Annotated in this window: 24 protein-coding genes; 15 read left to right on the top strand and 9 right to left on the bottom strand. The window is 41.7% G+C overall.

The window, feature by feature from the left end:
• Positions 1-109: 109 nt before the first annotated feature.
• From ACRC32_RS11055 to ACRC32_RS11015, 9 genes are all read left to right on the top strand, one after another.
• Entirely contained in the window at positions 110-1,534 is a 1,425-nt protein-coding gene (locus tag ACRC32_RS11055; RefSeq protein ID WP_438554004.1) for a GumC family protein, read from the top strand.
• A 113-nt stretch (positions 1,535-1,647) separates the two neighbouring features.
• Positions 1,648-2,952, top strand: coding sequence for an O-antigen ligase family protein (locus ACRC32_RS11050; protein ID WP_438554003.1), 1,305 nt, complete (start codon positions 1,648-1,650; stop codon positions 2,950-2,952).
• Between the two features lie 3 nt (positions 2,953-2,955).
• Positions 2,956-3,930 carry a glycosyltransferase family 2 protein gene (locus tag ACRC32_RS11045; protein WP_438554002.1) on the top strand — a complete coding sequence of 325 codons (975 nt, stop codon included), beginning with the start codon at positions 2,956-2,958 and terminating at the stop codon, positions 3,928-3,930.
• A 424-nt stretch (positions 3,931-4,354) separates the two neighbouring features.
• Positions 4,355-5,632 (top strand): lipopolysaccharide biosynthesis protein, encoded by a 1,278-nt coding sequence (locus ACRC32_RS11040; RefSeq protein ID WP_438554001.1) that lies wholly within the window; start codon positions 4,355-4,357, stop codon positions 5,630-5,632.
• 90 nt (positions 5,633-5,722) lie between these two features.
• Positions 5,723-6,748, top strand: a complete 1,026-nt coding sequence (locus tag ACRC32_RS11035; protein WP_438554000.1) for a glycosyltransferase family 2 protein — start codon at positions 5,723-5,725, stop codon at positions 6,746-6,748.
• Between the two features lie 153 nt (positions 6,749-6,901).
• Positions 6,902-7,936, top strand: coding sequence for a glycosyltransferase family 2 protein (locus tag ACRC32_RS11030; protein ID WP_438553999.1), 1,035 nt, complete (start codon positions 6,902-6,904; stop codon positions 7,934-7,936).
• Positions 7,937-7,986: 50 nt separating this feature from the next.
• On the top strand, positions 7,987-9,579 hold the full coding sequence (locus ACRC32_RS11025) for a glycosyltransferase family 39 protein (RefSeq protein ID WP_438553998.1): 1,593 nt from the start codon (positions 7,987-7,989) through the stop codon (positions 9,577-9,579).
• Between the two features lie 545 nt (positions 9,580-10,124).
• A complete protein-coding gene (locus ACRC32_RS11020) occupies positions 10,125-10,928 on the top strand; it encodes a glycoside hydrolase family 16 protein (protein WP_438553997.1) in 804 nt (267 codons plus the stop codon).
• A gap of 154 nt (positions 10,929-11,082) precedes the next feature.
• Positions 11,083-12,057, top strand: a complete 975-nt coding sequence (locus ACRC32_RS11015) for an RsmB/NOP family class I SAM-dependent RNA methyltransferase (RefSeq protein WP_438553996.1) — start codon at positions 11,083-11,085, stop codon at positions 12,055-12,057.
• Here the strand turns inward: ACRC32_RS11015 and ACRC32_RS11010 are convergent.
• From ACRC32_RS11010 to ACRC32_RS11000, 3 genes are all read right to left on the bottom strand, one after another.
• On the bottom strand, positions 12,050-13,216 hold the full coding sequence (locus ACRC32_RS11010) for a glycosyltransferase family 4 protein (protein ID WP_438553995.1): 1,167 nt from the start codon (positions 13,214-13,216) through the stop codon (positions 12,050-12,052). The two genes, ACRC32_RS11015 and ACRC32_RS11010, sit on opposite strands and share 8 nt — an antisense overlap.
• A gap of 63 nt (positions 13,217-13,279) precedes the next feature.
• A complete protein-coding gene (locus ACRC32_RS11005; protein WP_438553994.1) occupies positions 13,280-14,446 on the bottom strand; it encodes a glycosyltransferase family 4 protein in 1,167 nt (388 codons plus the stop codon).
• Positions 14,447-14,473: 27 nt separating this feature from the next.
• Complete coding sequence (locus ACRC32_RS11000; protein ID WP_438553993.1) at positions 14,474-14,602, bottom strand: hypothetical protein; 129 nt, start codon at positions 14,600-14,602, stop codon at positions 14,474-14,476.
• A gap of 1,105 nt (positions 14,603-15,707) precedes the next feature.
• Between ACRC32_RS11000 and ACRC32_RS10995 the strand changes: the two genes are divergently transcribed.
• The gene (locus tag ACRC32_RS10995) at positions 15,708-16,484 is read left to right on the top strand and encodes a WecB/TagA/CpsF family glycosyltransferase (RefSeq protein WP_438553992.1); all 777 of its coding nucleotides are present in this window, start codon (positions 15,708-15,710) and stop codon (positions 16,482-16,484) included.
• A 140-nt stretch (positions 16,485-16,624) separates the two neighbouring features.
• On the opposite strand, the gene ACRC32_RS10990 is transcribed toward ACRC32_RS10995, so the two are convergent.
• Positions 16,625-17,881 (bottom strand): glycoside hydrolase family 16 protein, encoded by a 1,257-nt coding sequence (locus ACRC32_RS10990; protein WP_438553991.1) that lies wholly within the window; start codon positions 17,879-17,881, stop codon positions 16,625-16,627.
• Positions 17,882-18,660: 779 nt separating this feature from the next.
• On the bottom strand, positions 18,661-18,900 hold the full coding sequence (locus ACRC32_RS10985) for a hypothetical protein (RefSeq protein ID WP_015154818.1): 240 nt from the start codon (positions 18,898-18,900) through the stop codon (positions 18,661-18,663).
• A gap of 210 nt (positions 18,901-19,110) precedes the next feature.
• Here ACRC32_RS10985 and ACRC32_RS10980 point away from each other — a divergent pair, with 210 nt between their 5' ends.
• From ACRC32_RS10980 to panD, 4 genes are all read left to right on the top strand, one after another.
• Positions 19,111-19,593: a MarR family winged helix-turn-helix transcriptional regulator gene (locus tag ACRC32_RS10980; protein WP_438553990.1), complete on the top strand. Its 483-nt coding sequence runs from the start codon at positions 19,111-19,113 to the stop codon at positions 19,591-19,593.
• Positions 19,594-19,734: 141 nt separating this feature from the next.
• Positions 19,735-19,923 carry a hypothetical protein gene (locus ACRC32_RS10975; RefSeq protein ID WP_438553989.1) on the top strand — a complete coding sequence of 63 codons (189 nt, stop codon included), beginning with the start codon at positions 19,735-19,737 and terminating at the stop codon, positions 19,921-19,923.
• Positions 19,924-20,116: 193 nt separating this feature from the next.
• Positions 20,117-20,659, top strand: a complete 543-nt coding sequence (locus ACRC32_RS10970; protein ID WP_438553988.1) for an inorganic diphosphatase — start codon at positions 20,117-20,119, stop codon at positions 20,657-20,659.
• Between the two features lie 70 nt (positions 20,660-20,729).
• Complete coding sequence (panD, locus tag ACRC32_RS10965) at positions 20,730-21,116, top strand: aspartate 1-decarboxylase (protein ID WP_438553987.1); 387 nt, start codon at positions 20,730-20,732, stop codon at positions 21,114-21,116.
• A 123-nt stretch (positions 21,117-21,239) separates the two neighbouring features.
• Here panD and ACRC32_RS10960 read toward each other — a convergent pair whose 3' ends face one another.
• The gene (locus ACRC32_RS10960) at positions 21,240-21,368 is read right to left on the bottom strand and encodes a hypothetical protein (RefSeq protein WP_438553986.1); all 129 of its coding nucleotides are present in this window, start codon (positions 21,366-21,368) and stop codon (positions 21,240-21,242) included.
• A gap of 6 nt (positions 21,369-21,374) precedes the next feature.
• On the opposite strand from ACRC32_RS10960, the gene ACRC32_RS10955 reads away from it, so the two are divergent.
• The gene (locus ACRC32_RS10955) at positions 21,375-22,211 is read left to right on the top strand and encodes a carbonic anhydrase (protein ID WP_438553985.1); all 837 of its coding nucleotides are present in this window, start codon (positions 21,375-21,377) and stop codon (positions 22,209-22,211) included.
• A gap of 20 nt (positions 22,212-22,231) precedes the next feature.
• On the opposite strand, the gene ACRC32_RS10950 is transcribed toward ACRC32_RS10955, so the two are convergent.
• The 3 genes from ACRC32_RS10950 to ACRC32_RS10940 all read right to left on the bottom strand — a co-directional run.
• Positions 22,232-22,843: a hypothetical protein gene (locus tag ACRC32_RS10950; protein ID WP_438553984.1), complete on the bottom strand. Its 612-nt coding sequence runs from the start codon at positions 22,841-22,843 to the stop codon at positions 22,232-22,234.
• A 158-nt stretch (positions 22,844-23,001) separates the two neighbouring features.
• Complete coding sequence (locus ACRC32_RS10945) at positions 23,002-24,102, bottom strand: anthranilate phosphoribosyltransferase family protein (protein WP_438553983.1); 1,101 nt, start codon at positions 24,100-24,102, stop codon at positions 23,002-23,004.
• Between the two features lie 98 nt (positions 24,103-24,200).
• Positions 24,201-24,614, bottom strand: a 414-nt coding sequence (locus ACRC32_RS10940) for a LysR substrate-binding domain-containing protein (RefSeq protein WP_438553982.1), incomplete at its 5' end; no start/stop codon positions are given.

Genomic DNA, 24,614 nt, shown 5'->3' with positions numbered 1-24,614 from the left:
CAGGCGAGAGGTTGAGACGGAGTAATTTTTATAGTTAAAGTTTGCGTAGCAGCTAGTTATTTTTGTAAAAAAATGTATCAACTGAAACATCTGCTAGGAGGATTGCTTAATGACTGAATCCGTAACAATTTCTCGCCCGTTTCCCAAGTCAAGACTACAGCAAGTCCATTGGTCTCCCTATTTACTGATTGGTATATTGGCTAATGCTGCCATTTGGTGTTCGGCTTTAGCGTATTTAAAGCTTAAAGCTCCAACCTATACGAGTGGATGGGCTGTTAACGTGCCAGGAACTGCTGCTCAAGCTAGAGTATCCCTTCCAGAGATCGGACAGACTTCTTTAGACAGCTCCTCTCCCTACAGCATTAGTACTCAAGATCCCAGGCAGAATTATAAATTTCTCGCGGAAAGCGATGCCGTAATTCAGATTGCTGCCACTCAAATGGATATATCTCCTCAAGAGTTTGGCAAACCTAAAGTCAAGATCGGCGACAGTACTAGCATTATCGAATTTCAAATGACAGGAGACAATCCTGAAGAAGCACGGGACAAATCTTACGCTCTTTACAGAGCAATCCAAGCAAGAGTCAACGAACTCAGAGTCCAAGAATTCATTCAACGCGATGCCAGTTTCCAATCTGCTTTAAGTTCTTCCCAGCGCAAGCTAGAAATGGCTCAAAAACGGCTTTCCGACTACAAAGCAATCTCTGGCTTGAACTCTAGCGATCAGCTCAAAGCTCTCTCTGACAACATCGAAACCTTACGCAAACAACGAGCCGAGATTGTCGCTCAACAACAACAATCGAGTTCTCGCTTACAACAACTGGCAGCTAATTTAAACCTTTCGGAACAGGATGCTGCTAATGCCTTCGTGTTGCAAACAGATCAAATATTTCAGCAAAACTTAAAAAACTACAGTGAAACTAGCACCAATTTGGTGACGCTGAGCGCCAGATTTTTACCCGATCATCCTACGATTATTGCAGAGCAAAACAAGCGCGACGCAGCAGCTAAAGCAATGCTTGTCCGTAGCGAGTCGTTACTCGGACGACCAGTCAACCAACAGCTCATTCAACAACTCAACCTTAATACCAGTAACGGTTCGGCGCGAGAAAACCTCTTCCAAGCGCTCGTCGATGCTCAAGCCGAGAATCGCGGCTTGCAATCTCAAGCCAAAGAAACCGAACAGCAAATCTTGCAACTAGAAAACCGCCTCCGTACTTTAGCGCAAAAAGAAACGACTTTAGAAGCTCTCAGGCGTGAATTACAGGTATCTGAAGCAGTGTTCTCTTCTACTCTTGCCAACTTAGATATCATTAGGTCAAACGCCTTTGGTTCCTATCCCTTACTACAAATTGTGGCAGAACCGAACTTGCCAAAATCTCCAAGTTCGCCGAAAAGGATGTTTATTTTACTTGGCGCAACTGGCGGTTCTCTATTTGTCAGCGCAGGTATACTCGCATTCTGGCTGCGACAAAGACGGATGACGATGCTAGAACTAGAACGCAAGACCCATCATCGGATTGTGGAGGGTTAAGAAAGTAGTGCATGGGGAGAATTCGGAATGCGGAATTCGCAATTAATATCGCTCGTCGCTCCCTACTCTCTGCTCGTGCGCTCCCTGCTCCCTGCTCCCTTGAGGAAAATCCCATGAGCGTTAAACCTCAAAACTTTGAGGAAAAATTGGTCTGGTATACCATAATTCTGACGTATCCCATTTATTTTCTGGGAGCGCAACTCGTTTGGATTCCAGCATTAGGATTTATCTTGGCAGGGTGTGTCTTTAAAAGATGGTGGTTCCAAACAAAAGACACACCAGAGTCAGAAAAAATTAGCATTCCGCTATCTGTGTGGATATGGATTGTTGGCATGTTATTCATAGAGCTAACAATCTTTATGTCCCATATGGAATTCGATCTAGGGATACCAAAGTTTATTTTTACTACAGTCAACAACTGGGCGCGAAGTTGGGCTTTAATGGCATTATTTCCTCTAGCAGGATGCCTAAAAATTCGTCCGCAAGTTATTTATAGAGCTGCTTGTATTCTTTGCTTGCAAAGCTTAATTTTAGCAACGATTTGTTATTTCATGTATTTATTACGGATACCGAGCTTTTCTTATGTTTCGCCTCTAGTTGCATTTCGCGGTTCTGCCAGTTTTTATACTGTTAATTTATTTGATGTTGGTGGAGACTTTGGTGAAGCTCGACAATTTCGTTTGCGTTTGTTTGCTAACTTTGCGAATAATTTAGGTATTATTGGAAATATTTATTTCTTTTTATCCAGTCAAGAAGCAAATAAAAAATGGCGTTGGATTGGCACGATCGGAGGTGCGGCAATGGTCGTAGGTTCTGGCTCGCGATCGACAATTGTTTGTCTGGTTGCCGTGCCGATCGCCTCTTGGTTGTTGACTAATTTTGGTTGGTACATTCAACTGATCGTAGGTCTACTCAGCGTTGTGATAGGCATGATTGCGCCTCAATTGATCGAGCTAATGCAAACAGCTTGGGATCGGGCGATTAGTGGCATTCGCCGTAGTTCTGAAGTTGTCAGAAAACGCCTAGCTGAAGTGACGATGAATCGTTGGATGGAAGCACCAATTTGGGGTCATGGAGTTGTAGAAGAGAAAGGACCAAAATATACAGAACATATGCCGATTGGGACTCACAATCACTGGCCAGATTTATTTTATTTGCATGGAGTTGTAGGTTTTCTTGCCTTTACGTTTGCGATCGTCTGGGGTTTTGTCGAGCTAACTCTGAAAGCGAGGAAAAGCGCGATCGCTAAAACTGCGTTAAATATTTATTTGGTCTTACTGATTGCAACAGCTGCTGTGGATATTCAGTTGGCATCCTATCTTTATTGGCAAGGGTTAATTCTAACGGGAATAGCTTTTAAGGAAGACGTACCAATTTTTGCCGATCGCCAAACAAGAACCCTCTCATTCAAGAGTTAAAACATGCCTACAATCTCAGTTATTGTGCCTGCCTACAATTCCCAAAATACTATTCTAGAAACAATTGCCTCGATTCAAAAGCAAACTTTTACAGATTTTGAGTTAATAGTTATTGACGATGGGTCTAGCGATCGCACGCTCGAATTAATCCAAACCGTTCGAGACCCTCGGATTCAAGTAGTTTCCTATGAAAATGGCGGCGTATCAGTTGCCCGCAATCGCGGTATTTCTCTGTCTATAGGTGAATATATCACCTTTATCGATGCTGACGATCTGTGGACACCAGATAAATTAGAACTTCAATTAGCAGCATTACAGCAACATCCAGCCGCAGGAGTTGCCTATAGTTGGACGTGCTTCATGGATCGGCAAGGCAAGTTTTTTCACGACGATCGCCCCATATATTTTGCAGGCAATGTCTATGCAGAATTATTGAAAACTAATTTTCTCTTAAGCGGTTCAAATCCTTTGATTCGCCGAACTGCTTTAGCAGATGTTGGCGAATTCGATCCAACCCTAACCCATGCAGAAGAATGGGATTTGTATCTCCGTTTAGCAGCTAAGTACGATTTTGTAGTCGTTCCTAAAACTCAAATTTTTTACCGTCAAACCGCTGGTTCGGCTTCTGCCAAAATTGAGGTGATGGAGAAAGATGCAATTCGAGTTATCGACCGAGCATTTCAATTAGCTCCCGCTCAGTTACAAGATCTAAAAAATCAAAGCTTGGCTAATCTTTATCGCTATTTAGCCCACTTATACCTAACTAAAATTCCGGGTGCAAAAGCAGCGGGAGTGGCTTGGCAAAAATTGCAAATGGCTATTCAGTTGCAACCTCAAATATGCTTGAATAGAAAAGTTCAAACATTACTCGTAAAATTACTGCTGATTCAACTACTATCGCCTAAACTTGCCAATTATTTACTTCAGAAAATGACTCGGATTCGCGCTAACTACTTTCAAGATAATTCTGTAGTATAAGTAAGTTTTTACATATAGCAGGGAGCAGGGAGCAGGGAGTAGGGAGCAGGGAGCAGGGAGTAGGGAGCAGGGAGCAGGGAGCAGAGGAAAAAGACTTAGCTAATATTACTTGTAAATAATTGAAATGTCCTAATCTATCCGCTCTCTACTATAACTGTGTCGTTGCGTAACTGCGATCGCGGGGTTCTGCTTAGATCGTTGATGTAGCATAGCAGCTTAAGTAGAATACGAGAATTTGGCATTTGTCTGCGATGAAATTGCTAGCTTGAGTTGTGTAAGAAAATGCGAGTTTTCTTTAAGATTGATGATGGTAGTGGAGGAAATAATAGCTACATCAACTATATATTGAATAGGAGACTATCCAGCGATCGCCTGCACTGAATCTGATTCGAGCTGGAATACCGAAAAACAATTTATAAACTCAATGCCTATCCTATCAGCTATTCTATCTAGGCTGCCTCAAAAACTTTCCAATCGATTCATTCGTAATCTTAGCTGGTTAGGTTCGGCAGAAATTATTTCTCGGATTTTTCGCCTCGGATTGACAGTGATTTTAGCTCGTTTTTTGACTCCTTATGACTACGGTTTAGCAGCAATTGTGTCTACAGTCAATGAGTTTATGCGAGTTTTTATGGAGATCGGGGTGAGAGCTAAAATTATTCAATGCGATCGCCAAGAATTAGATACTATTTGCAACTCCGGTTATTGGTTAAACTGGAGTATCTTTACAGGCTTATTTTTTGCTCAATGCCTGTTTGCTTTTCCTATCGCTTGGTTTTATCGCGATCGCCTGACTCGCGAAATCGATTTAATTCTACCCATTTGTATTGCTGGTATACCCTATTTAATGTGGCCTTTTGCCGCTATTCAATCTTCCTTAATCGTTCGCGAAAATCGACTTAAAGTGTGCGCGATCGCTACTGTTGTGAGAAATCTCGCTAGTTATATCTTATCTGCCCTATTTGCTATTCGCGGCTGGGGAATCTGGGCGTTCGTTTTACCTTGGATTTTGGTGACTCCGCTGGAAATTATTATTTATCGTAAAAGTTACGCTTGGCATCCTACTGCTAAATTTACGACAAAAGCTTGGCGATCGATTTTAGATTTTGGTAAAAATATCTGTGGTGTGCAATTTCTCAAAGCGTTGAGAAATAACTTAGATTATTTAATAATTGGTAGGTTCTTAGGTATTAAAGAATTAGGAATTTATTTTTTTGGGTTCAATGCTGGATTGGGAATTAGCCTGAGTATAGTCACAGCAATCAATACAGCTATTTTGCCACATCTGTGTAAAGCTAAAGCTAGCATATTGGAGTTAAGTAAATCTTATTACAGCGCACTTAAAATTATTAGCCTAATTATTTTTCCCTTAGTTATTCTTCAATCTAGCCTAGCTTATTGGTACGTACCAATTGTTTTTGGTCGTCAGTGGATCGTTGCTATTCCCGTGCTGGTATTAATTTGCTTGTCAGCAATTCCCAGACCCTTCGCCGATGCTGCTTCGCAATTATTAGTAGCTGTAGGCAAACCCGATTTAGATTTATATTGGAATCTAGCTTTTACGACTGTGTTTGCTCTCTCTTTGTTAATTGGAGTCCATTGGCAGGTTATCGGTGTTGCAGCAGCAGTTTTAATTGTTCACATGCTCTTCCTTCCCGTGTTTACGATTTGGACAAACCGCCATGTATTGCGTCAATCTTAATGTTGATAGTTGATGGCTAGTAGTTAATAGTTGATGATTTCTAGAAATTACCAATTACCAATTATCAATAGATTCACCAAGCTCTGAAATATGAAATTAGTTACTGTCATCATTCCGGTTTATCAAGTCGAAAAATATATTGCAAAGACAATAAACTCTGTATTGGCACAAACCTACAAAAATTTTGAATTATTGATTGTTGACGATGGTTCGACCGATCGCAGTCATGAAATTTGCCAACAGTTTGCCGATCCTCGAATTCAAATCATTCACCAGCAAAATCAAGGGGTTGCAGCAGCTCGAAACACGGGAATTCGTCAGGCTCAAGGTGATTACGTAGCGCTTTTAGACGGAGACGATCTTTGGGTTCCCCACAAGCTAGAAAAACATGTCGAACATCTAGATCGATCGCCAAACGTGGGACTCAGTTTTAGTCGTTCAGCTTTTATTGACGAAGCAGACAAACCTTTGGGTATTTATCAAATGTCCAAATTAACAGATATTACGCCTCTCGATCTGTTGTGTCGCACGCCAATTGGGAACGGTTCAGTTCCCACAATTCGTAAAGAATTGTTAGAAGCAATTAAGTTTGTCGATCCTAGATCGGGAGAAGTCTCTTATTTCGATTGCGATCGCAGCTTACACCCATCAGAAGATGTAGAATGTTGGCTGCGAATGATGCTAAAAACAGATTGGAAAATTGAAGGATTAGCAGAAGCTTTAACTTTATACCGCGTGAATCCCAAAGGATTTTCTGCCCAACTGTATAAGAAACTAAGCTCTTGGGAAACTATGTTAGAGAAAGCACGTGCCTACACCTCACCAGAGATGATGGCTGAGTGGGAAAAACCAGCTATGGCTTATCAACTCCGACATCTAGCACGTCGAGCTGTCACTTTATCCGCAGGCTCCACTGCCGTTGAATTTTCTCACAAAGCTCTGTCTATATATAGGTCAATTTTGTTTGAGGAACCACGGCGAACGGTAATAACTTTAGCAGCCGCGTATTTACTGTGGTTGTTGCCTAATTCTACTTATCACCAGATCCAATCTTTAGCACTTCAGATAACAGGCTCGAATCAAAAACGGAGAATTCTTCAAGAAGTGAAAGAATAGCAATAAGTTGGCAGTAGGAAGTCAAAAGTCAAAAGTGATGGTAGTTGGTAGTTGGTAATTGGTAATTGGTAGTTGGTACTTTCTCCCCCAGCTCTCTTTTCCCTGCTAAGTGCTCCCTGCTCCCTTTCTTCACTGATAACCGAAAGGAGTCATATGAAACAAGTTTCTGTGGTAATTGCAGTTTTCCGTTGTGAGAAATATATCAGTGCCACAGTTCAGTCGGTGTTAGATCAGACTTACAAAAATTTAGAGATCTTGATTGTTGATGATGAGTCTCCAGATCGATGTGTAGCAATTTGCCAGCAATTTACTGACCCCAGAATTCAGATTATTCGCCAACGCAACCGAGGCTTGGCGGGAGCGAGAAACACAGGTATTCGTCACGCTCAAGGAGAGTATATTGCTTTTTTAGACGGAGACGATTTATGGTTGCCTTCTAAACTAGAAAAACATGTGGAGCATTTAAACAACTCTCCTCATGTGGGAGTGAGTTTCAGTCGTTCGGCTTTAATTGATGAAATGGGAAATCGCTTGGGGACTTATCTCATGCCGCAGCTAGCAAATATTTCCCCAGAGTGCCTGCTGTGCGATAATCCTATAGGTAATGGTTCGGCGGCGGTGTTGCGTCGAGAAACTCTTGATGCGATCGCCTTTACCGATAATCTTCGCGGAACTCCAGAAACATTCTATTTCGACGAGCGCTTTCGCCAAGCAGAAGATGTTGAATGTTGGCTGCGGATTGCGAGCCAAACTCAGTGGCAATTTGCTGGCATTCCCGAAGCTCTCACTTTATATCGCGTCAACTCTGGCGGACTCTCAGCCAACCTGCTCAAGCAACTAGAATATCTAGAACAAGTTATCGAAAAAACCCGCTCCTATGCACCAGAATTTATCTCTGAGTGGGAGAAACCTGCTAAGGCATATCACATGCGTTATTTGGCTCGTAGTGCCGTCCGTCTCAAAGCGGGTGCGATCGCTGTGAAGCTCATGCACCGAGCCTTAGCAACTCACTGGGGTATGCTTTTGTCAGATCCCCGTCGCACGCTGATGACACTGGCTGCTGCTTATCTGTTATGGCTGCTCCCCACCTCGATTTATCGTCAGATTGAGGCTTTGGCAGCTCAATCGATGGGAACTTGGCAAAAAAACCGCATCCACCGCGATCGAGAAATAGAAGTTGGAAGCTAATCAGTTATCAGTGAAGAAAGGGAGCAGGGAGCAGGGAGCGCACGAGCAGGGTGAATGACTTACGACTTACGACTTATCTTATGTTGTTACAAAGAACGTCACGAGAACGCATTAGAGCCTCTAATTTTAAGTACTATCTAGTTATTGGCTTAACTCTTGCAATCGGCATTTTTCTGCGATTTTTCCTTTTGCAAGATAAGAGTTTATGGCTGGATGAAGGTGCTAGTTTATATTATTCTGACGGCACGAGCATTCAAGCTATTATTTCCACAATTGTTACTACAGATACTGGCGATCGCTTTCAGCCGTTGTATTATTTAGTATTATATTTTTGGCGACAATTATTCGGTAGTAGCGAATTTGCTGTTCGCTCCCTTTCTGCTTTACTAGGAATTGGCACGATCGTTGTTTTGTGTACTACTGCATGGCAACTTTACGGGAGGAAACACGCTCTATGGTTGACGCTCTTTTTATCGTTTAGTGCTTACGGAGTTTATTACAGCCAGCAAACGAGAGCGTATACTTTACTCTTATTTTTAGCATCTCTACAGTTATATTTCCTCAGTCAAATCTTACCGCAGAAAAATGTTAGAGGTACGGCGATCGCGCAGGTGCTATTTTGTATAACTACAGCGGTCGGTCTTTTCTGTAGCATTTTTATTGGAATTTATACTCTCGCTCTGTGTATCGCTCACCTGCTAGTTTCTAAAAATATTAAGCGGTGGCTGCAATGGTGGCTACCTGTAGCAATTGCCTGTCTACCTGCGGCAATATTTTATCTAGCTTCCCCTGTAGCTACCGATCCGACAAAAGTTCACGTCACGCCATCGAATCAATCAGTTATTCAGAATATAGCTTTTGTTTTCTACGGCTTATTAGTCGGAGAAACTTACGGTCCACCAATCGAACAGATGCGTGGTGGCGATCGCCTGCAACTCATTTTCAATTATTTACCTGTTTTATTACTGTTTGGATTAGTTGCTAGCATTATTATTATCGGACTTGTCAGAGGCTTAAAGGCGCGATCGCCAGAATATAAACAATATCGTCCAATCGACAGATTTTTTCTGATTACCTTTACAGCAGCCTTTATTATCGCACTTGCTTTTGCGATTGTGACTAAATTTAATTGGCTCCCTCGCCATTCTTTTTATATCTACATTCCCCTAGCATTTCTATTACCAATTGCGCTGAGATCTGGCTCCTCTAGTAAAAAAACAAACTGGCAGCATTTGTATCGTCTGGCATTTATTGTGTTACTACTACTCAATTTGTATGCCAACTACAACTATTATTTTGAACCCAGATATCAGCGGGAAAACTACCGTGAAATTGCCCAATATCTGAGTAAGAACAATAGCCAAGATACCAAATCCGTGCTTCTTTACGGCGTGCCTTACTTGCTACCTTATTATGGCGATCCTCTAACAATAGACGGCTTAGGACTCGACACAACTCAGTTAGCAGCAGAAGTCAGTCGCGTTACTAAAAATGCAAACACGGCAATTATTGCAATTAGCGACCAAGCTTTTTGGGAAAAGAAAAGAAATTTTGATTTAGAAAGCTCAATGGCTAAGTCTTACAAACTAGAGTCTCATCTGCAACTGACTAATTTTGATATCTATCATTACGTGAAGAAGTAGTTTTTGGTCAAAGGGAATGGAGGTGAGAGGTGAGAGGCTTTTGACTTATGACTTGCGACTTCTCCCTTGTTCCCTTGAAAGCCACAGATGCGATCGAAATTTCAATATATTACAAATATTTTGTCAATTTAATAAGAAAAACTTTATAAAACAATAAATCGGTATTTTACTATTCAGTAATATTTACCTTATTCAGAAATTGATAAATTTTTATAAATATCAATACATCACAAATTGGCTATTTTGTAATTTAGATATTTATGGTTATATTTTCGACTCGTTTCGTAAACCAAGCGATCGATACAACTACTATAACGAAAGGGTTGCAAGCTAAACAACTCGCTTAGTATTTTCGTTTGCCAGAAATAAAACTCCGCTTTAGCTGCATAAATACTGCACAAAAAATTTTTTTTCTTGACTCTACACCGATCGAAATGGTTTATTAATACGGTGCGTCAAGAGATAGCTTTTTGTTTTTTCGGCACTCAATAGCTCATCAACAACTGCTATCTCCTCTTGAAATTGAATCAAAAGGAAATATTTACATGCAACAAAACCTTCGGTTGCGTAACTGGAAGGATAAGGTTTTGGTAGCTTTTAGTGCCTTAATGATGGCGTGTTGCCCCACAGCAGCACTAGCCGATCCTCCTGCTGGTAACTGGCAGCTCAAGTTTAGCGACGACTTCAACGGTTCTGGATTAGATACTGGTAAGTGGACTCCCTGTTTTTATTGGGCTCCCAATGGGTGTACGAATGGCGGCGCTGGCGATTTGCAATGGTTTAGCCCGAATAATGTATCAGTAGGAGGTGGAACCTTACGTTTGCGTGCAGAGCGAAAGCCGTCTAATGGTTTAAACTACACTTCTGGAATGATTGCATCTCACGATAAGTTTGCTTTTCAGTACGGTTACGTAGAGTTTCGCGCAAAAGTGCCTAAAGGCAATGGCTTCTGGCCCACACTATGGTTATTATCACAAAACAAAAACTGGCCTCCAGAAATAGATGTTGCCGAATTTGTGGGTTCTAATACAAACAATGTCCACATGACGATCCACTATAAAAACGGTAGTGGCGCTCACGAATCATCATCTGGCTGGTGGGGTGGAATTGATTTTTCTGGCGGCTATCATACATATGGCTTGTTATGGGAAGCAGATAAACTCGTTTGGTACGTGGATGGTGTCGAACGGCGGCGTTATACCAATAGTGGCAATATTCCCGACGAAGCAATGTACGTTACAGCAACTCTTGCTCTCGGCAAAGCGTGGACGAATAGCCCTCCCGACAACTCTACGCCTTTACCAAATAATCTAGAAATCGACCATATCAAGGTTTGGCAACGCAATTAGATTGTCATTTGTCCTTGGTCATTTGTCATTTGTCATTTGTTGGTGGCAAGTTGTAAGTTCTTCCCTACTCCCTGCTCCCTACTCCCTTTCTTCACTGATAACTGACTTCCCATTCCCACTACAATAGAAAACGCAGAGCTTTGATTTTCATTGAGTGGACAAGCCTTCAAATTTGTTGCTTAAGCTCAGTCGGCGTTTATTTGACGATTCAACAGCAAAAGAGCAATTTATTCAAGCCTTAACTCAGCCGCAATCTTTTCCTACCTGCATTATCTGGTGTCGGCAAAAGCCTGAATCTTTACCATTTGCAGTAACAACTGCAACTACATGGCAACCTGCTTTTGTAGATTGCGTATCACCTGGTGAAAAACCAGGACAGTCTCCTTTACATGAGGACGGTTATTACTATTGCTTAGATTTTTCCTCAGTATTTGCTGCTTCAACCTTGCTAGCTATCTCTCAACCAATTTCAACTATTTTAGATATGTGTGCTGCACCAGGAGGAAAAGGAATTTTTGCCTGGAAAGCATTGCAGCCAGAATTACTGATAAGCAATGAAGTTATTGGCAAGCGTCTGGGAATGCTAATTTCTAACTTAAAACGTTGTCAAATTAGCCCTACTGCTGTGACAAATATCGATCCGCAGATTTGGACTCAGCGCGTACCTCATACTTGCAGTCTTGCGCTCGTTGATGCTCCTTGTACCGGGCAATCTTTGCTAGCTAAAGGTGATAAAGCATTAGGATGCTTTCATCCAACTTTAATTAATAAAAATGCTAGCAGACAAAAAAGAATTATTGCTAACTCGGCTCAAGTTGTTGCCCCTCAAGGCTATCTCGCCTACATGACTTGTACTTATTCAATCGAAGAAAACGAGCAAGTCTGCGAGTGGTTTTTAGCTAGATTTCCGCAATTTCAACCTGTCGAGATTTCTCATTTAGAGCGTTATCAATCTCATTTAACCACTGTTCCTTGTTATCGTCTATTCCCGCAAGATGGTATGGGGGCTGGAGCTTTCACTGCCTTGTTTCAAAATCAGGAAAACATGAGACAATCAGAATTAAATAAACAACTATTAAGTTTAGAGATGCTGCAACAACAGCAGATCGTACCTAAATTTATTAGCTAAATTTTTCTGTAATGAGGGTTTGCATTGATTTTCCTGCTGCCGACCAGTTAAGACGAGTTTCATATTCGTGAAATGAATGATATGCTAGTTGTTTGTATTGGGCATAGTTAGTAAATAAATGGGCTATATACTCGCAATAGTCTTTAACGTCAGCGTCTAAGGCAAATAGTTTTCCATTCACATTATCTTGAATAATACTAGGAATTCCGCCAACTTTAGTTGTCAGACAAGGAACTCCAAATGAATTAGCTTCGCAAAGCACATTTCCATAAGTCTCGGCTCTAGATGGTAAAATTAAAAAGTGAGACTCAGAAATTAATTGATTTAAGCGATCGCTACCCTCTGGATCGGATTTTTTAATAAACCCAACATTAACCACGTAATCTGGTAATGGTTCGTCGGTTATAGGTTGACAACCAACAACTGTCAACTCGACATCGATACCTAGTTGTTTGAGTTTTTTAGCAACTTTTAAAGCTATATCTCCTCCTTTACGATACCAACTGACTCCGAGAAACAATAACTTACATCGCTCTGCTGTTCTTGCTTCTACTAAGTTTTGAATGTCGTCAATCGTGCGATCGCATTCTATATTGGCTCCATATGGTACGATCTTAATCTTACTGCGATCGATTTGATAGCTATTCATTGCTGCTTCCGCCGCCCAAGTGGAGGGGAAAACCGCCAGTTGCACTTTACTGAGGGCAAGTCGATCGAGCGTTACGAGATCGTCAATCGTTTCTCGGCAAAGATTGCTAAAATCATCATAGAAATCAATGCAAGCTCCATAGGTATTTGTCGTCCATAAAACAATCGGCTGCTGGCATTCGACATAGGCGATTGTAGAAATATCTGGACAAACAACTAACTGAGAGTTACTATTTGACAATTTGGTATTAATTTGTCGAGCGTAATTCTTTTGCAAATCGATTGCAGCCCAATCGTAATAAGCTTTGGTAGACAAATATCTATACAAACGTCTTTTAAATTTAGTCCCTAGAGAATGCCGTTCTGTTAACGGACCAATATATTCAAAATCGGGAAACCGATCTTTGAGTGATTGGGCTTTATAGTAACTCGTGCCACTAAACCCGATTGCTTTTGGATGCCACTTATTGCTGTTGAAAATATCATAATGAGTCACAAAAGCTATGTTCATATTTAGTTAAGTTCAGCAAAATCTAGCAAATTATAACAGAACTTGCTCAAAAAATTAGACTTGCTATATTAAATCTATAATTAACTTTTTTGCTTCCTTGGCTGCCACAGTCCAGTTGAGCCGAATTTCATACTCATAAAAAGAAGAATTAGCTAAGGCTTTATACCGATTGTAATGCTCGAATAAATGAGTTACGTAAGTGCAGTACTCGGATATATTTGTGTCTAGCTCGAAGACTTTTCCATTCACATCATCTTTAACAAGTGTTTTGATTCCACCTACATTTGTAGTTAAACAGGGAACGCCAAAAGAGTTAGCTTCAATTAAAACATGAGGAGCGCAATCGGCGCGGGTAGGTAGGATCAGAAAATGCGAATCAGCTAAAATTCGATCGAGCGCAGTTCGACCATCTGCTGTTGATTTATTAATATAGCCAATAACTTTAACATAATTCGGTAAGGTTTCCGACTCAGGCGGATGACATCCTACTACAGTTAATTCTGTTGGTAAACCAGCCTCATTTAATGCTTTGGTTACTGCTAAAGCTACATCTCCACCCTTACGCAACCATTCCACAGCAAAAAATAACAGCTTGCAAGTTTTATTATTCCTCGCTTCCACGATATTATTCACATCATCAAAGCTGCGATCGCATTCTATATTTGCACCCCAAGGAATGACTCTGACCTTTGATGGTTCGACACCATAAGCGTCAATTGCAGTTTGAGCTGCCCAGTCAGAGGTATAGATAATTATCTCACAGCGATCGAGTGCTGCTTTTTCTATTGCCGTAATATTATGAAAGTTTTCTCGGCAGAGATTACTGAGATAAGGATAAAAGTTGATCAGTGAATAAAGTGTCGCATCAGACCATAAAACTATCGGTAGATGAGAGTCAAGATATGAAATTGGCAGAGAATTTTCTGGACATAAGATTGCATCCGAATTGAATTGCGACATTTTCTGTATGGCTTGATTGGCATAAGTGCGCAAAACAGCAGGATCGGTCCAGTGATAGTATTGCTTTTTCAGCACAGAAGTATATATTCGTCGTTTTACTCTAGTCGATAGCGTATTTTTTGCCTCTAAAGGTCCCACGAGATCGAGTTGTACATTTTGTTCTTCCAGAGTCCGTGCTAAGAAATAGCCTGCTGCACATAAACCAGATTGGTACTTGGGCCACTTTGCCTGATTTAGAACATCATATGTAGTGAGGTAAGCTATTTTCATGACTTCAGATATAAGTGGCTGTAAGGTTTAAATTGTCTGAATGCTGAATCGTAGAACCACCAACTGTATTTGGGAACGGATGTTTAAACGGTAAAAGCAGATACCACAGCGTGCATCGGTTGCTAAAGTTGCGATCGCGTGCGATCGGTTGAGCATTTGCTAAACAGTGTCAGAGTTTACAATTTCCACTTATTATGATGTTTAGCTCGGGAACATACTAACAAACATCAAGCCCCAGAACCAACTCATAACCCTGTAGATTTCGATCTCGGTGCTGCTTTCAACTGCGCGCTAGAGGCAATACTACTGTAATTGGCACTCTTGAAAGGAAATTGAAAGCGCTGGAGTAGAAAAAGTTTTGCATGTTGAGATCGGTTATGTATTGAATTTGACAATTCTGAGTAGAACAGTCGGTCTCAGAATTGTTCCGTGCCAACATTAGCAGTCGTCCAAACTACTTAGTGATGAAGCAGACATTATCTATTGACGCCCGTTGACTTTTTTGGTTAAAAAAAGTTCCCTCATCATTGCTGCCTCAGTTTTTATTCATTAGACCACATTATGTATTCCAGTATTTGGCAATGCCAATATTTACGCAAAATACTCCACTCTAGCTATGTCGAGAGGAAGACGATATTATCCGCTACCTGTAGCTAGCATGAGAACGAAATATAGTTTGAGGACACTTAAGTAATATAAGACCCAGCTACAATTCTTGCGGCGAAGCCTTTTTAACTGTAAGTCCGATTCTATTCTCGTCAGCAATCTTTACGTGAGAGCGAACACGTAAATTGTCATTCTGATACACGAAACAAACAACGCGCTCTGTTTTGACGGTAACCCTGCATTACAAATTTGTACCTGAAGTATCTCGGGTCGAGAAGGAAGAAATTGTTCGTTTTGATACTTGCTTTTTGTCGGTACAACCATAACGGCGCTGACAACCTTCACAAATACCACCAACTTATATATAAACTACTGAATTCCGACATATTTCTATGAAATTGTTATCCCTTGAGGTGTTATTAAATAAACAAATATAAAGTTTTCCCAAGGGTTGACAACTAGATTGCACACCTAATAGTATACTATGGCAATTTCATGGCATGATTATCGGAATGATAGGAGAAATAAACTGGCTACTCAATATGTCTTGGATTGCAATGTCGGTAGATACAGCTATAACTAGTTGGTGTAACTGGTCAGTAGATCGTCAAGTGATAGTCTCAGTTTAAGGCTCGATTGAGGAGCTAATAAATCAATGCGGAAAGTTAATCTATTAAACTTGGATTTTGACAATTTAAGTATCAAAGAACTACTGAGGCAGCTAAAGTCAGGGGTTGTGTTTACGCCTAATGTAGATCATCTGATGAAGTTACAATGCGATCGCGAGTTTTTGCGAGCTTACGAGATAGCTGACTACAAACTATGTGATAGTCAAATATTGGTCTATGCCTCGCGATTTTTGGGTACGCCAATTAAAGAAAAAATCTCTGGTTCAGATTTTTTTCCTGCCTTCTGTACCTATCACAGAAACAATGAAAAAATCAAGATTTTCTTACTAGGTGGACAAAAAGAAACTGCGGCTAAGGCACAAGAAAAGATCAATAAAAAAATAGGTAGAAATCTAGTAGTTGCCGCTCATTCTCCCTCTTTGGGGTTTGACCGTAACGAACTAGAATGCGCAGAAATAGTTGAAATGATTAATCGCTCGGGAGCTACAGTATTAGCAATCGGGGTGGGAGCGCCAAAACAAGAAAAATGGATTTATCAGTATCGAAACAAGCTACCTAAGATTGATTTTTTTTTGGCTGTAGGTGCAACGATCGATTTTGAAGCAGGAAATGTCAAGCGAGCGCCGAAATGGATGAGCGAAGTAGGCTTTGAATGGTTGTATAGACTTTTGTTAGAACCTCATAGATTGTGGAAACGATATTTAGTAGAAGATCTACCCTTCTTCTGGTTAATTATCAAGCAAAAGTTCAACATATATACAATTCCCCATAGAGAGAAGCGGATCTATAAGTCAGGTAACTAATAGGATGAGATAATCTGTCTGAGGGCTTTGGTTGAATTTGGTTGAAAGCTTTGTAGAGACACGATATTTCGCGCCTCTACGATTAGCTAGCAACCTCACTGAAGAGATATTTTCTTACTTCTCACTCATCACTTCTACGGTCATTTTGGAGTCAATTTGATGTAGTCAAATGCTAGCTTATAACTGCTGCTTTGAGCATTTTTATCCACTACGGTAAATTTAAAAGATTTGTTACCAGAAGCATCAAATGTAATGTTTCCTAAATCTAGCTCTACGTAATCAGAAGATGAAGCATAGAGGTCTTGAGGATTACCGCAGTTAGTGCCACCAATCGAAAGTTGAAATTTGCCTCTATTGTGATATCGTTTGACTCCAACCCTGACATTAAAAGTTCTGGCTTCTGGTATGTTGACTGTATAAGTGACAGAATCATCCACTTTATTCGAGTCAAGCATCGTTCCCATGTGATTGCTTAACTTAGCGTCTGCTTTGGCGTTCCCTAAAAATGTGACATGAGCCACGTTGGATTTAGCTGCTACTTTCAGACCTTCAGCTTCAGAAATTATCGATGTGACTGCGCGTGTTGACGGACTATCTTTGTGTCGCCACACCTTAATGTAATCGACGTTGTAGTAACTGGGAAACGGAGTTGTCTCATCCGGTGGGGTATTAATCCAAGCCTTACCAAGGGCAAATGTTGCCATCACATACATTGCTTCCGCAGAAATGTGTTCTGTAGCCGTGTAGCGCCGCCGTTCCATACCATCGATATACCAAATGATTTCTTTAGGATTCCATTCCACTGCATATGTGTGGTAGTCGGCAGAAAAATCAGCCCCGGTATATGCCCAAGGAGAGCTTTGGTGCTTGCTAGTTGGAGTGGAATAGTGGTAGGTCATATGCATGTTGTTGGGTTGGCTACCTAAATACTCAGCAATATCAATTTCTGGAGGCCACGCTCTACGTTGAGACGCTAGCCAGAAAGTTGTCCAAAAACCCCGACCGTTAGGCATTTTTGCTCGCATTTCGGCATAACCATACTGAAAAGCAAACTTATCGTGCGAGGAAACCATTCCAGAGGTATATTCATAGCCATTCATTTTGCGTTTTTGGGCTCTCAAACGGAGAATGCCATTGTTCACAAATACATCATCTGGTTGATACCACTGCACGTCTCCACTACCACCATTCGTACAGCCAGTGTTGCCCCACCAATAACAAGTACTCCATTTCTTTTTGTCGAGTTGCGTACCATTAAAATCATCGCTGAACACAAGCGCCCAACCATCGCCAACAGGGTCAGCTAAGACAGTAGTAGGACTGCACAGTACAGCTATGAGGCTCAATCCTTGTAGAATTTTTTTAGTATATTTAAGAAGATGGGGATATCGCTTCACAATATTTTTCCTATGAATAATTAGGGCGATGGTGGAATCTCAAGTGAATTCCAGATAGGTAAGTTATTTGCTGAAAAAAATTTGCACGAGCCAACCTATACTTCAAGCGAAATAGCTGAAGTTAGATAGTTGAAAGCTGGCGTGTCAAATTTACGAAGATACTTGCGTAGCTACGGCTATTCGCTCAAGCACATAAATTAGAACAATAAATGTACAGATAGCTATTAATAAAAGGCTGTTTATTGCCACATAATCTATCAATTGACAGATCTATTTGAATACTTTCTGTTAGTTTGTGCTAGATGTTTTAATTACTAAAACGCTTTAGCGTCAGCAATCTATATATAAATTTAACGATTTCTTTATTGTGGCTCAATCGAGATTTCACGGAAAATTGTTAACAGAGAGTTTTTACTGAGAGGTGATATGAAATTTTATTGATTCTTTAAAAACTTTTGGCAAAGTGGTGCCCTGCAATACCAAATTCACGTATTTTTTAAAAGAAACTTGCTAGCAACAAAGATTTACTTACATACTCGTAGTAACAACAACAAATAACTCAATAAAAAATAAACGGTTAATAGTAACAAGAGATCTGCGATCGCACCTGAAAATACGCACGACGTTCTTATATGTAGTAATATTACTGACAAAGACGAACTCATAGTTAGCGAGTAGCTAACGGTTAGTAGCTCAACTGACAACTGACAACTTTGTACAGACGTTACATGTAACGCCTCTACCCTGACAACCGAACAACCAACCCTAGCCCCTCTCGCTCAATCTTCATTCCTTAACTGCCATGCTGCGCCAAACGCTGCACCTGCACCCGCAATTAAACCCGTACTCATGCCTTGTAAAGTTTTCATGACAGAATTTTGAGTCAAACAGTCGCTGGTGACATTGTTAGCTTGCAAACACTGTTTACTTTCCGCCCAGCTTGACGTACCCCCCAAAATCACACCGGCTGCGCTACAGGAAACAATCAGAAGTGTCAGACGCTTTGTTTTTCTATCCATAGATAGATGCTAATTTTTTCTAGTAGATGATTTTTCTCCACTATCTTACTTGCTTGGCGGCTAGATGCAACAGCGAATTTTCAGAAAACGGCAGGGGGAGGGAAAGCACAGAAAAGATTCATCCTACATTTAGCGATCGCCTTGAGATTAATTGACAACGAGATCTTTCCTGAATAAGGTAATATTGAATTATTTAATGTGAAACAATTAATGGGTACAAAACACCTCGGCACACAACAGGAGGTTCTCGCCTTAGATACGCTAGTCAAGTTAGTTCGAGCGGCAGAATCGGTATCGAATCGGATTCATCGTCATTTGATCGATGTAGATTTGACCCTAAGTCAATTTGGGGTGCTAGAAGCACTTTATCACCTGGGACCTCTCCATCAGCGAGATTTAGCAGAGAAACTGCTCAAAAGCGGTGGTAACATGACTTTAGTGATCGATAATTTAGAAAAGCGGCAGCTGGTAAGACGGGAACGAGAAGTTGGAGATCGCCGTTGCATCAAGGTACATTTAACAGAAAAAGGCAAGCACCTGATCGGTGATATCTTTCCGACGCACGTTGCGGCTGTCGTTGAAGAAATGAGCGTTCTCACCCCAACAGAGCAAACAGAGTTGGGACGCATGTGCAAACGGCTAGGATTAGGAGCGAGAGATATCCCTGCGAGTAGGAGTATCCCCAGTCCCTAGTTCCTTGTTTTGAGATTGTTGAATAGCAAACAGTCTTTCTGGGGAGAGCAGTTAGAATAGAAAAAGATAGAGCATAAGTTTGCCCTAATCGACGTATAAAGTTCTTTGAACTCTCCCAAAGCTAGGTTTTGAACATTTTTTATGGAATCAAGTAGTAGTAATTCTGTCAGCTCTGGTGAGAAATCACCCCATAGGTTGGCAGAAATTGTAGGAACGGCGATCGCGGTGTTGACGCTCATCGTACCTCTACTGGCGATCGCTCACTACTCGTCAAATGACGTGCAGCTAGAGCAGCCCCTTTCCTATTCGCTACAAAGGACAAATGACTAAAGTTGCCAATGCATAGTGCTTGAGTCCCATTCGATTCAGATTTTACCTGGGGGGAAGCATGTTTTAAACTGGATAGCTAGCAGCAGAAGATTTACTGCTAGCTGTCACTCTAAGCCGTCCATATTAGCCTAAAATGCTACAGGTGAAGCGATCGCGCATCGATCGCTATTAGCTGTCATCTTGGAGAATTATTGTGGACTTATCCCGCATTCCGGCTCAACCAAAGCCAGGTTTAATTAACGTTTTGATTGAAATTGCTGCTGGCAGCAAAAATAAGTACGAATACGACAAGGATCTGCAAGCTTTTGCTTTAGACAGAGTGTTATATTCCTCAGTGCAGTATCCCTACGATTACGGTTTTGTGCCTAATACCTTAGCTGATGATGGCGATCCACTGGATGGAATGGTATTAATAGACGAACCAACTTTTCCAGGCTGCATCATCGCCGCCAGACCAATCGGGATGCTAGAAATGATCGATGGTGGCGATCGCGATGAAAAAATTCTCTGCGTCCCCGATAAAGACCCGCGTTATGCAAACGTCAAATCTCTCAACGATATTGCGCCTCACCGTTTAGACGAAATTGCCGAATTCTTCCGCAGCTATAAAAATTTAGAAAAGAAGGTCACGGAAATTCGCGGTTGGCAAGATGTCGATCGCGTCATGCCCTTAGTAGAACAGTGTATTAAGGCTGGTAGCGAAAAAGGTCGCGACTCAGAATCAGAAACTAAATAAGCACCTTACCTTCACTATATGTAGAGACGTTCTCTGTAACGCCTCTACAAAATACCTCCAGTGTCTCGCCATGCAACGCACATTTCTCCTCGCCAAAATCCACAATTGCACCTTAACAGGAGCAAATATTAACTACGTGGGTAGCATCAGTATCGATCGCGCTTTGTTAGATGCTGCTGGGATATTACCCTATGAACAAGTGCAAGTCGTCAACGTAAATAATGGTGAAAGATTAATTACTTATGCGATCGCTGCTCCTCCAAATTCTGGGAAAATTGAGTTAAACGGTGCAGCAGCGAGATTGGGGGTGAGTGGCGATCGGGTTATTATTATGACCTACGCTCAATTAACTCCGGCAGAACTCGAAGCCTTTTGTCCTAAAGTTGTTCTGGTAGGCGATCGCAATCAGTTACAAGAAGTACGCTGCTACGACGATCTATTATTAGCTCAAGTTTAGATTTAGTAGAATTTTCTCCTGAGCAATCGCGTGAAGTTGTGAAAAAGTTGCTTTGCTGCTTCGCAACTCAGTATAAAATTTCTTGATGTCTACCTAGTGAAATTCGCATAGATATTTTGTGATTTATGTATAAGATGACTTTTTTTCTGATAACGCTTTAGGTAGACTCATAAAGTCAGAAGATTTACACCAATTAGAGCGATCGCGATTCTGGTGCGGTGAGGCGATCGAATAGGGAAATAGCAAAGGCATGGAGTTATGAAGAGACTAATCAAAGGGCTGCGGGATTTCAAGACCAACTACTTTTCTACACATACAGAACTGTTTGAACAACTGGCTCACCAACAGAAACCGAGAGTTTTATTTATTAGCTGTTCAGATTCTCGCGTCGATCCTAACTTGATTACCCAAACAGAAATTGGAGAATTATTTGTCATCCGCAACGCTGGAAATATTATTCCACCCTATGGAGCAGCCAATGGTGGCGAAGGCGCAGCGGTAGAATATGCAATTCATGCCTTGGGAATTGAGCAAATTGTCGTTTGCGGACACTCCCATTGCGGCGCAATGAAAGGATTGCTGCAATTGGATAAACTCCAGGAAGATATGCCTTTAGTTCACGATTGGCTGAAGCACGCTGAAGCTACCAGACGACTGATAAAGGAAAACTATAAAACTTATCAGACAGAAGAATTATTAGAAATTGCGATCGCGGAAAATGTCTTAACCCAGATTGAAAACCTCAGAACTTATCCCGTCGTCCACTCTAGAATGTATCAAGGCAAGCTGAAAATCTACGGTTGGATCTATCACATTGAAACTGGGGAAGTCTTAGCTTACGACCCTGAAAGCCACTCCTACGTCCATCCTCAATCCCAACTTGGCGAATACGATCCTCTAGATGGACCAGTCGCAGGCGAGTTTACAGTTAGTAATGCTCCTCCTCCTCCCATCGCCTGCGATTTCCCTCATCGCCAGCACTATGAAGTTGTTAGTAGTGCAGATAATGGAGGTTTACAAGGATCTTCATCTATATCTTGGCTATCTCCAGAACAAGCCGAGCGAATTTATCGGGGATCTAATGGTAGGAAATAATAGGGTGGGCAATGCCCACTTCATGTAAATATTAGTTTAGGCAAGCCTTGATACCACTCACTATGGTCGCCTGTATGATTATCCATCCCTGGTTTAGTCAGACAGCCTTTTGGTGGAATATAACTATCAATTCTTCTTGATGGTTGTTCGTACCAACCAAGATTAAAAGCACAAAGTTTAGGAAAAAAGTACATCGAGGAATACGGTAAATGGTCGTGAACCCACCATGCTAGAGGTCGAAAATCACCACTTTGTTCGTAACGATCTAAATACCAATTTACGACTATACAAGCCATGGCTCCCATTTTGCCTTCGTGTAACTCATCCCATGTATGGCTAGCCGCATTGTCCTTACCGCAATTATGTCCTTTCTCGTTACAGAATAGATTAAGTTCTTTCGATCTGTAACCAGAACGAATGGTAATTCTACCGAAAGTTGCTTGTAGTGGTTCGAGCAATTCTTCACACAAACGTTTACCCACTTCAATCGCCAGCTCGGGACGATCGGGAATATTTGGTTTCCCGTAAAAGTTAGCAACTTCACTATATAAAAAATCTCTAAAAAAGAAGTTCTTTGACAAGCGAATGCGACCGAGATTTTCTAAATTCTCAACTGTTTGAGGCTTTTTCATATGGACGATGATTCACATCAACCGGATATATAAAAAATAGTCATCGTCAACTCTACTCAAGAAAAAATCTCTCGGTCAACAGTGAATTTGCCTAACTATAGATAAAGGTGAGCATTGCTCACCCTACTCACTCACAAATGACAAATGACAAATGACTACTATAAAAGTTGGCTGTAGGAGCGATCGCGAACTTGAATCGACTCAATTGCTTGAATTATTCGCGTCAGTTGTTGCGCTACTTCTCCATTAGCAAACATTGCTTCTGCTTGAGTGATTCCCGCACTAATATCGGCACAAATACCAGCCCGCCATAAATAAAACCCGCCATTCCAAATCGCAGATTGCATCAATTCTGAGGGTTTTCCTTGCAAGACCGATCGCATATCTGCTACTAAATGTTCGGTCGCGTCGCAGGGGACATTGTGGCTGCTGAAACCATAATCGCGGGGTGAAAGGTGCAGGCGCTCAATCGCAATTAACCCCGATTCATCGGTTGTATTGGGTGTAGATAAACCAATAATATTCGTCCGTTCTCGGGGTAGATCGCAACTCCCCTCTAATCCTTTGACTGTCGTAAAGTTGTTTGTACCGCGTAAAGACAAAGCAACTTGAAACATATGTTCCGTGGGAGGATGTACGTATCCCGTCACAATTTGCGCTGCTCCCGCATAAGGACACCACATTAATTCCATCGTGGCAAAAGGCGGACGCTTGCCAATTTGATCGCGGTATTCAAATATGTTCTGAGCTAGAGGGAAATGTTGGGGTAAATAGACAAATCCCAAACCGGTAGTCTCAAAGACTTGCTGAGTTCGATCTAATGCAAGTTGCGCCCAATCAACTCCTAAACCTTGCCAGATCTCCACCAATGGCACGCCATACTTAGTTGGCATCCGATCGCTACCATGCATAATCGTAGGTTGCCCCGCAGCCGTAAGCAACAGGGCAGTGAGAGGACTAATCGGCGCGGTGCGATCGCGTCCATCGTAGGGAATGCCCAAAACCATCACCGGACGGGATCTACCGATAGGTTGTAGTTTTGGTCCCAGTTCGTCGTAAACATCCAACATGCCTGCTAATTCTGCCCCTGTAGGACGTTTAATCCGGTGAGCAATCAAAAACGCACCAATCTGAGCAGGGGTTGCTTCCCCCAACAACATCATTCGGGTTGCTGCGGCTGCTTCCGTGCGAGTTAAATCCTCTCCTGTATGATTACCGCTTCCCACTTTCCGCAGTAAATCCCTAAATGCGTTGCTCATGATGTAATTGCTCGATCGAAATTCTCAAATTTTTAATACTTTTGCATTACTCAATTTTAAGAAACTCTGCCAAGAGAGTGAGTAGTAGGTAGAAGTGGCTAGTGGCTAGTGGCTAGTGGTAAGTGGGGTGTGGGGTGTAAGGTGTAGGGTGTAGGGTGTGGAGATTGTAAATTTCTTTCTCCCTCAACTCCCTCAGCTCTCTTCTCTCCCTTGTCTCCCCACGTCTCCTCTTCTTCTACACTCAGTTTGGGTGGGACGAGTTCTCGCACCAGTTGCCAAAAATATTGAATTGGTGGAATGCTGAGTCGATCTTGACTGGTCACCATCACGACTTGACGCGATAAGCTAGACCCTGGCGCAAGAGAACCATTGCTGTCAGTGTTAGCGATTGGACGAACGGCAAGGGTAGGATCGAGACGCGACTCTACTAGGGCAGACTGCGGCAATAAGGCGATCAGTTCTCCTTGTCGCGCTACTCCGCGAAAGGCATCGAGAGTATTCACTTCCAGCAC

Origin of the sequence: Chroococcidiopsis sp., from assembly GCF_051657925.1 — a bacterium.
In the GTDB taxonomy this organism is placed as follows: Bacteria; Cyanobacteriota; Cyanobacteriia; order Cyanobacteriales; family Chroococcidiopsidaceae; genus Chroococcidiopsis.
Note: the sequence above shows the minus strand (reverse complement) of the source record. Positions and strands in the feature narration are given on the sequence as shown.

Excerpts from the sequence above, each read along its gene's own strand:
- ACRC32_RS10985 (WP_015154818.1), bottom strand. The coding sequence starts at position 18,900 with ATGGATAGAAAAACAAAGCGTCTGACACTTCTGATTGTTTCCTGTAGC.
- ACRC32_RS11050 (WP_438554003.1), top strand. The coding sequence starts at position 1,648 with ATGAGCGTTAAACCTCAAAACTTTGAGGAAAAATTGGTCTGGTATACC.
- ACRC32_RS11030 (WP_438553999.1), top strand. The coding sequence starts at position 6,902 with ATGAAACAAGTTTCTGTGGTAATTGCAGTTTTCCGTTGTGAGAAATAT.
- ACRC32_RS11055 (WP_438554004.1), top strand. The coding sequence starts at position 110 with ATGACTGAATCCGTAACAATTTCTCGCCCGTTTCCCAAGTCAAGACTA.
- ACRC32_RS11040 (WP_438554001.1), top strand. The coding sequence starts at position 4,355 with ATGCCTATCCTATCAGCTATTCTATCTAGGCTGCCTCAAAAACTTTCC.
- ACRC32_RS10995 (WP_438553992.1), top strand. The coding sequence starts at position 15,708 with ATGCGGAAAGTTAATCTATTAAACTTGGATTTTGACAATTTAAGTATC.
- ACRC32_RS10960 (WP_438553986.1), bottom strand. The coding sequence starts at position 21,368 with ATGCCTTTGCTATTTCCCTATTCGATCGCCTCACCGCACCAGAATCGC.
- ACRC32_RS11045 (WP_438554002.1), top strand. The coding sequence starts at position 2,956 with ATGCCTACAATCTCAGTTATTGTGCCTGCCTACAATTCCCAAAATACT.
- ACRC32_RS10950 (WP_438553984.1), bottom strand. The coding sequence starts at position 22,843 with ATGAAAAAGCCTCAAACAGTTGAGAATTTAGAAAATCTCGGTCGCATT.
- ACRC32_RS10980 (WP_438553990.1), top strand. The coding sequence starts at position 19,111 with ATGGGTACAAAACACCTCGGCACACAACAGGAGGTTCTCGCCTTAGAT.
- ACRC32_RS11010 (WP_438553995.1), bottom strand. The coding sequence starts at position 13,216 with ATGAACATAGCTTTTGTGACTCATTATGATATTTTCAACAGCAATAAG.
- ACRC32_RS11035 (WP_438554000.1), top strand. The coding sequence starts at position 5,723 with ATGAAATTAGTTACTGTCATCATTCCGGTTTATCAAGTCGAAAAATAT.
- panD (WP_438553987.1), top strand. The coding sequence starts at position 20,730 with ATGCAACGCACATTTCTCCTCGCCAAAATCCACAATTGCACCTTAACA.
- ACRC32_RS10945 (WP_438553983.1), bottom strand. The coding sequence starts at position 24,102 with ATGAGCAACGCATTTAGGGATTTACTGCGGAAAGTGGGAAGCGGTAAT.
- ACRC32_RS11020 (WP_438553997.1), top strand. The coding sequence starts at position 10,125 with ATGCAACAAAACCTTCGGTTGCGTAACTGGAAGGATAAGGTTTTGGTA.
- ACRC32_RS10975 (WP_438553989.1), top strand. The coding sequence starts at position 19,735 with ATGGAATCAAGTAGTAGTAATTCTGTCAGCTCTGGTGAGAAATCACCC.
- ACRC32_RS11005 (WP_438553994.1), bottom strand. The coding sequence starts at position 14,446 with ATGAAAATAGCTTACCTCACTACATATGATGTTCTAAATCAGGCAAAG.
- ACRC32_RS11000 (WP_438553993.1), bottom strand. The coding sequence starts at position 14,602 with ATGCTCAACCGATCGCACGCGATCGCAACTTTAGCAACCGATGCACGC.
- ACRC32_RS10955 (WP_438553985.1), top strand. The coding sequence starts at position 21,375 with ATGAAGAGACTAATCAAAGGGCTGCGGGATTTCAAGACCAACTACTTT.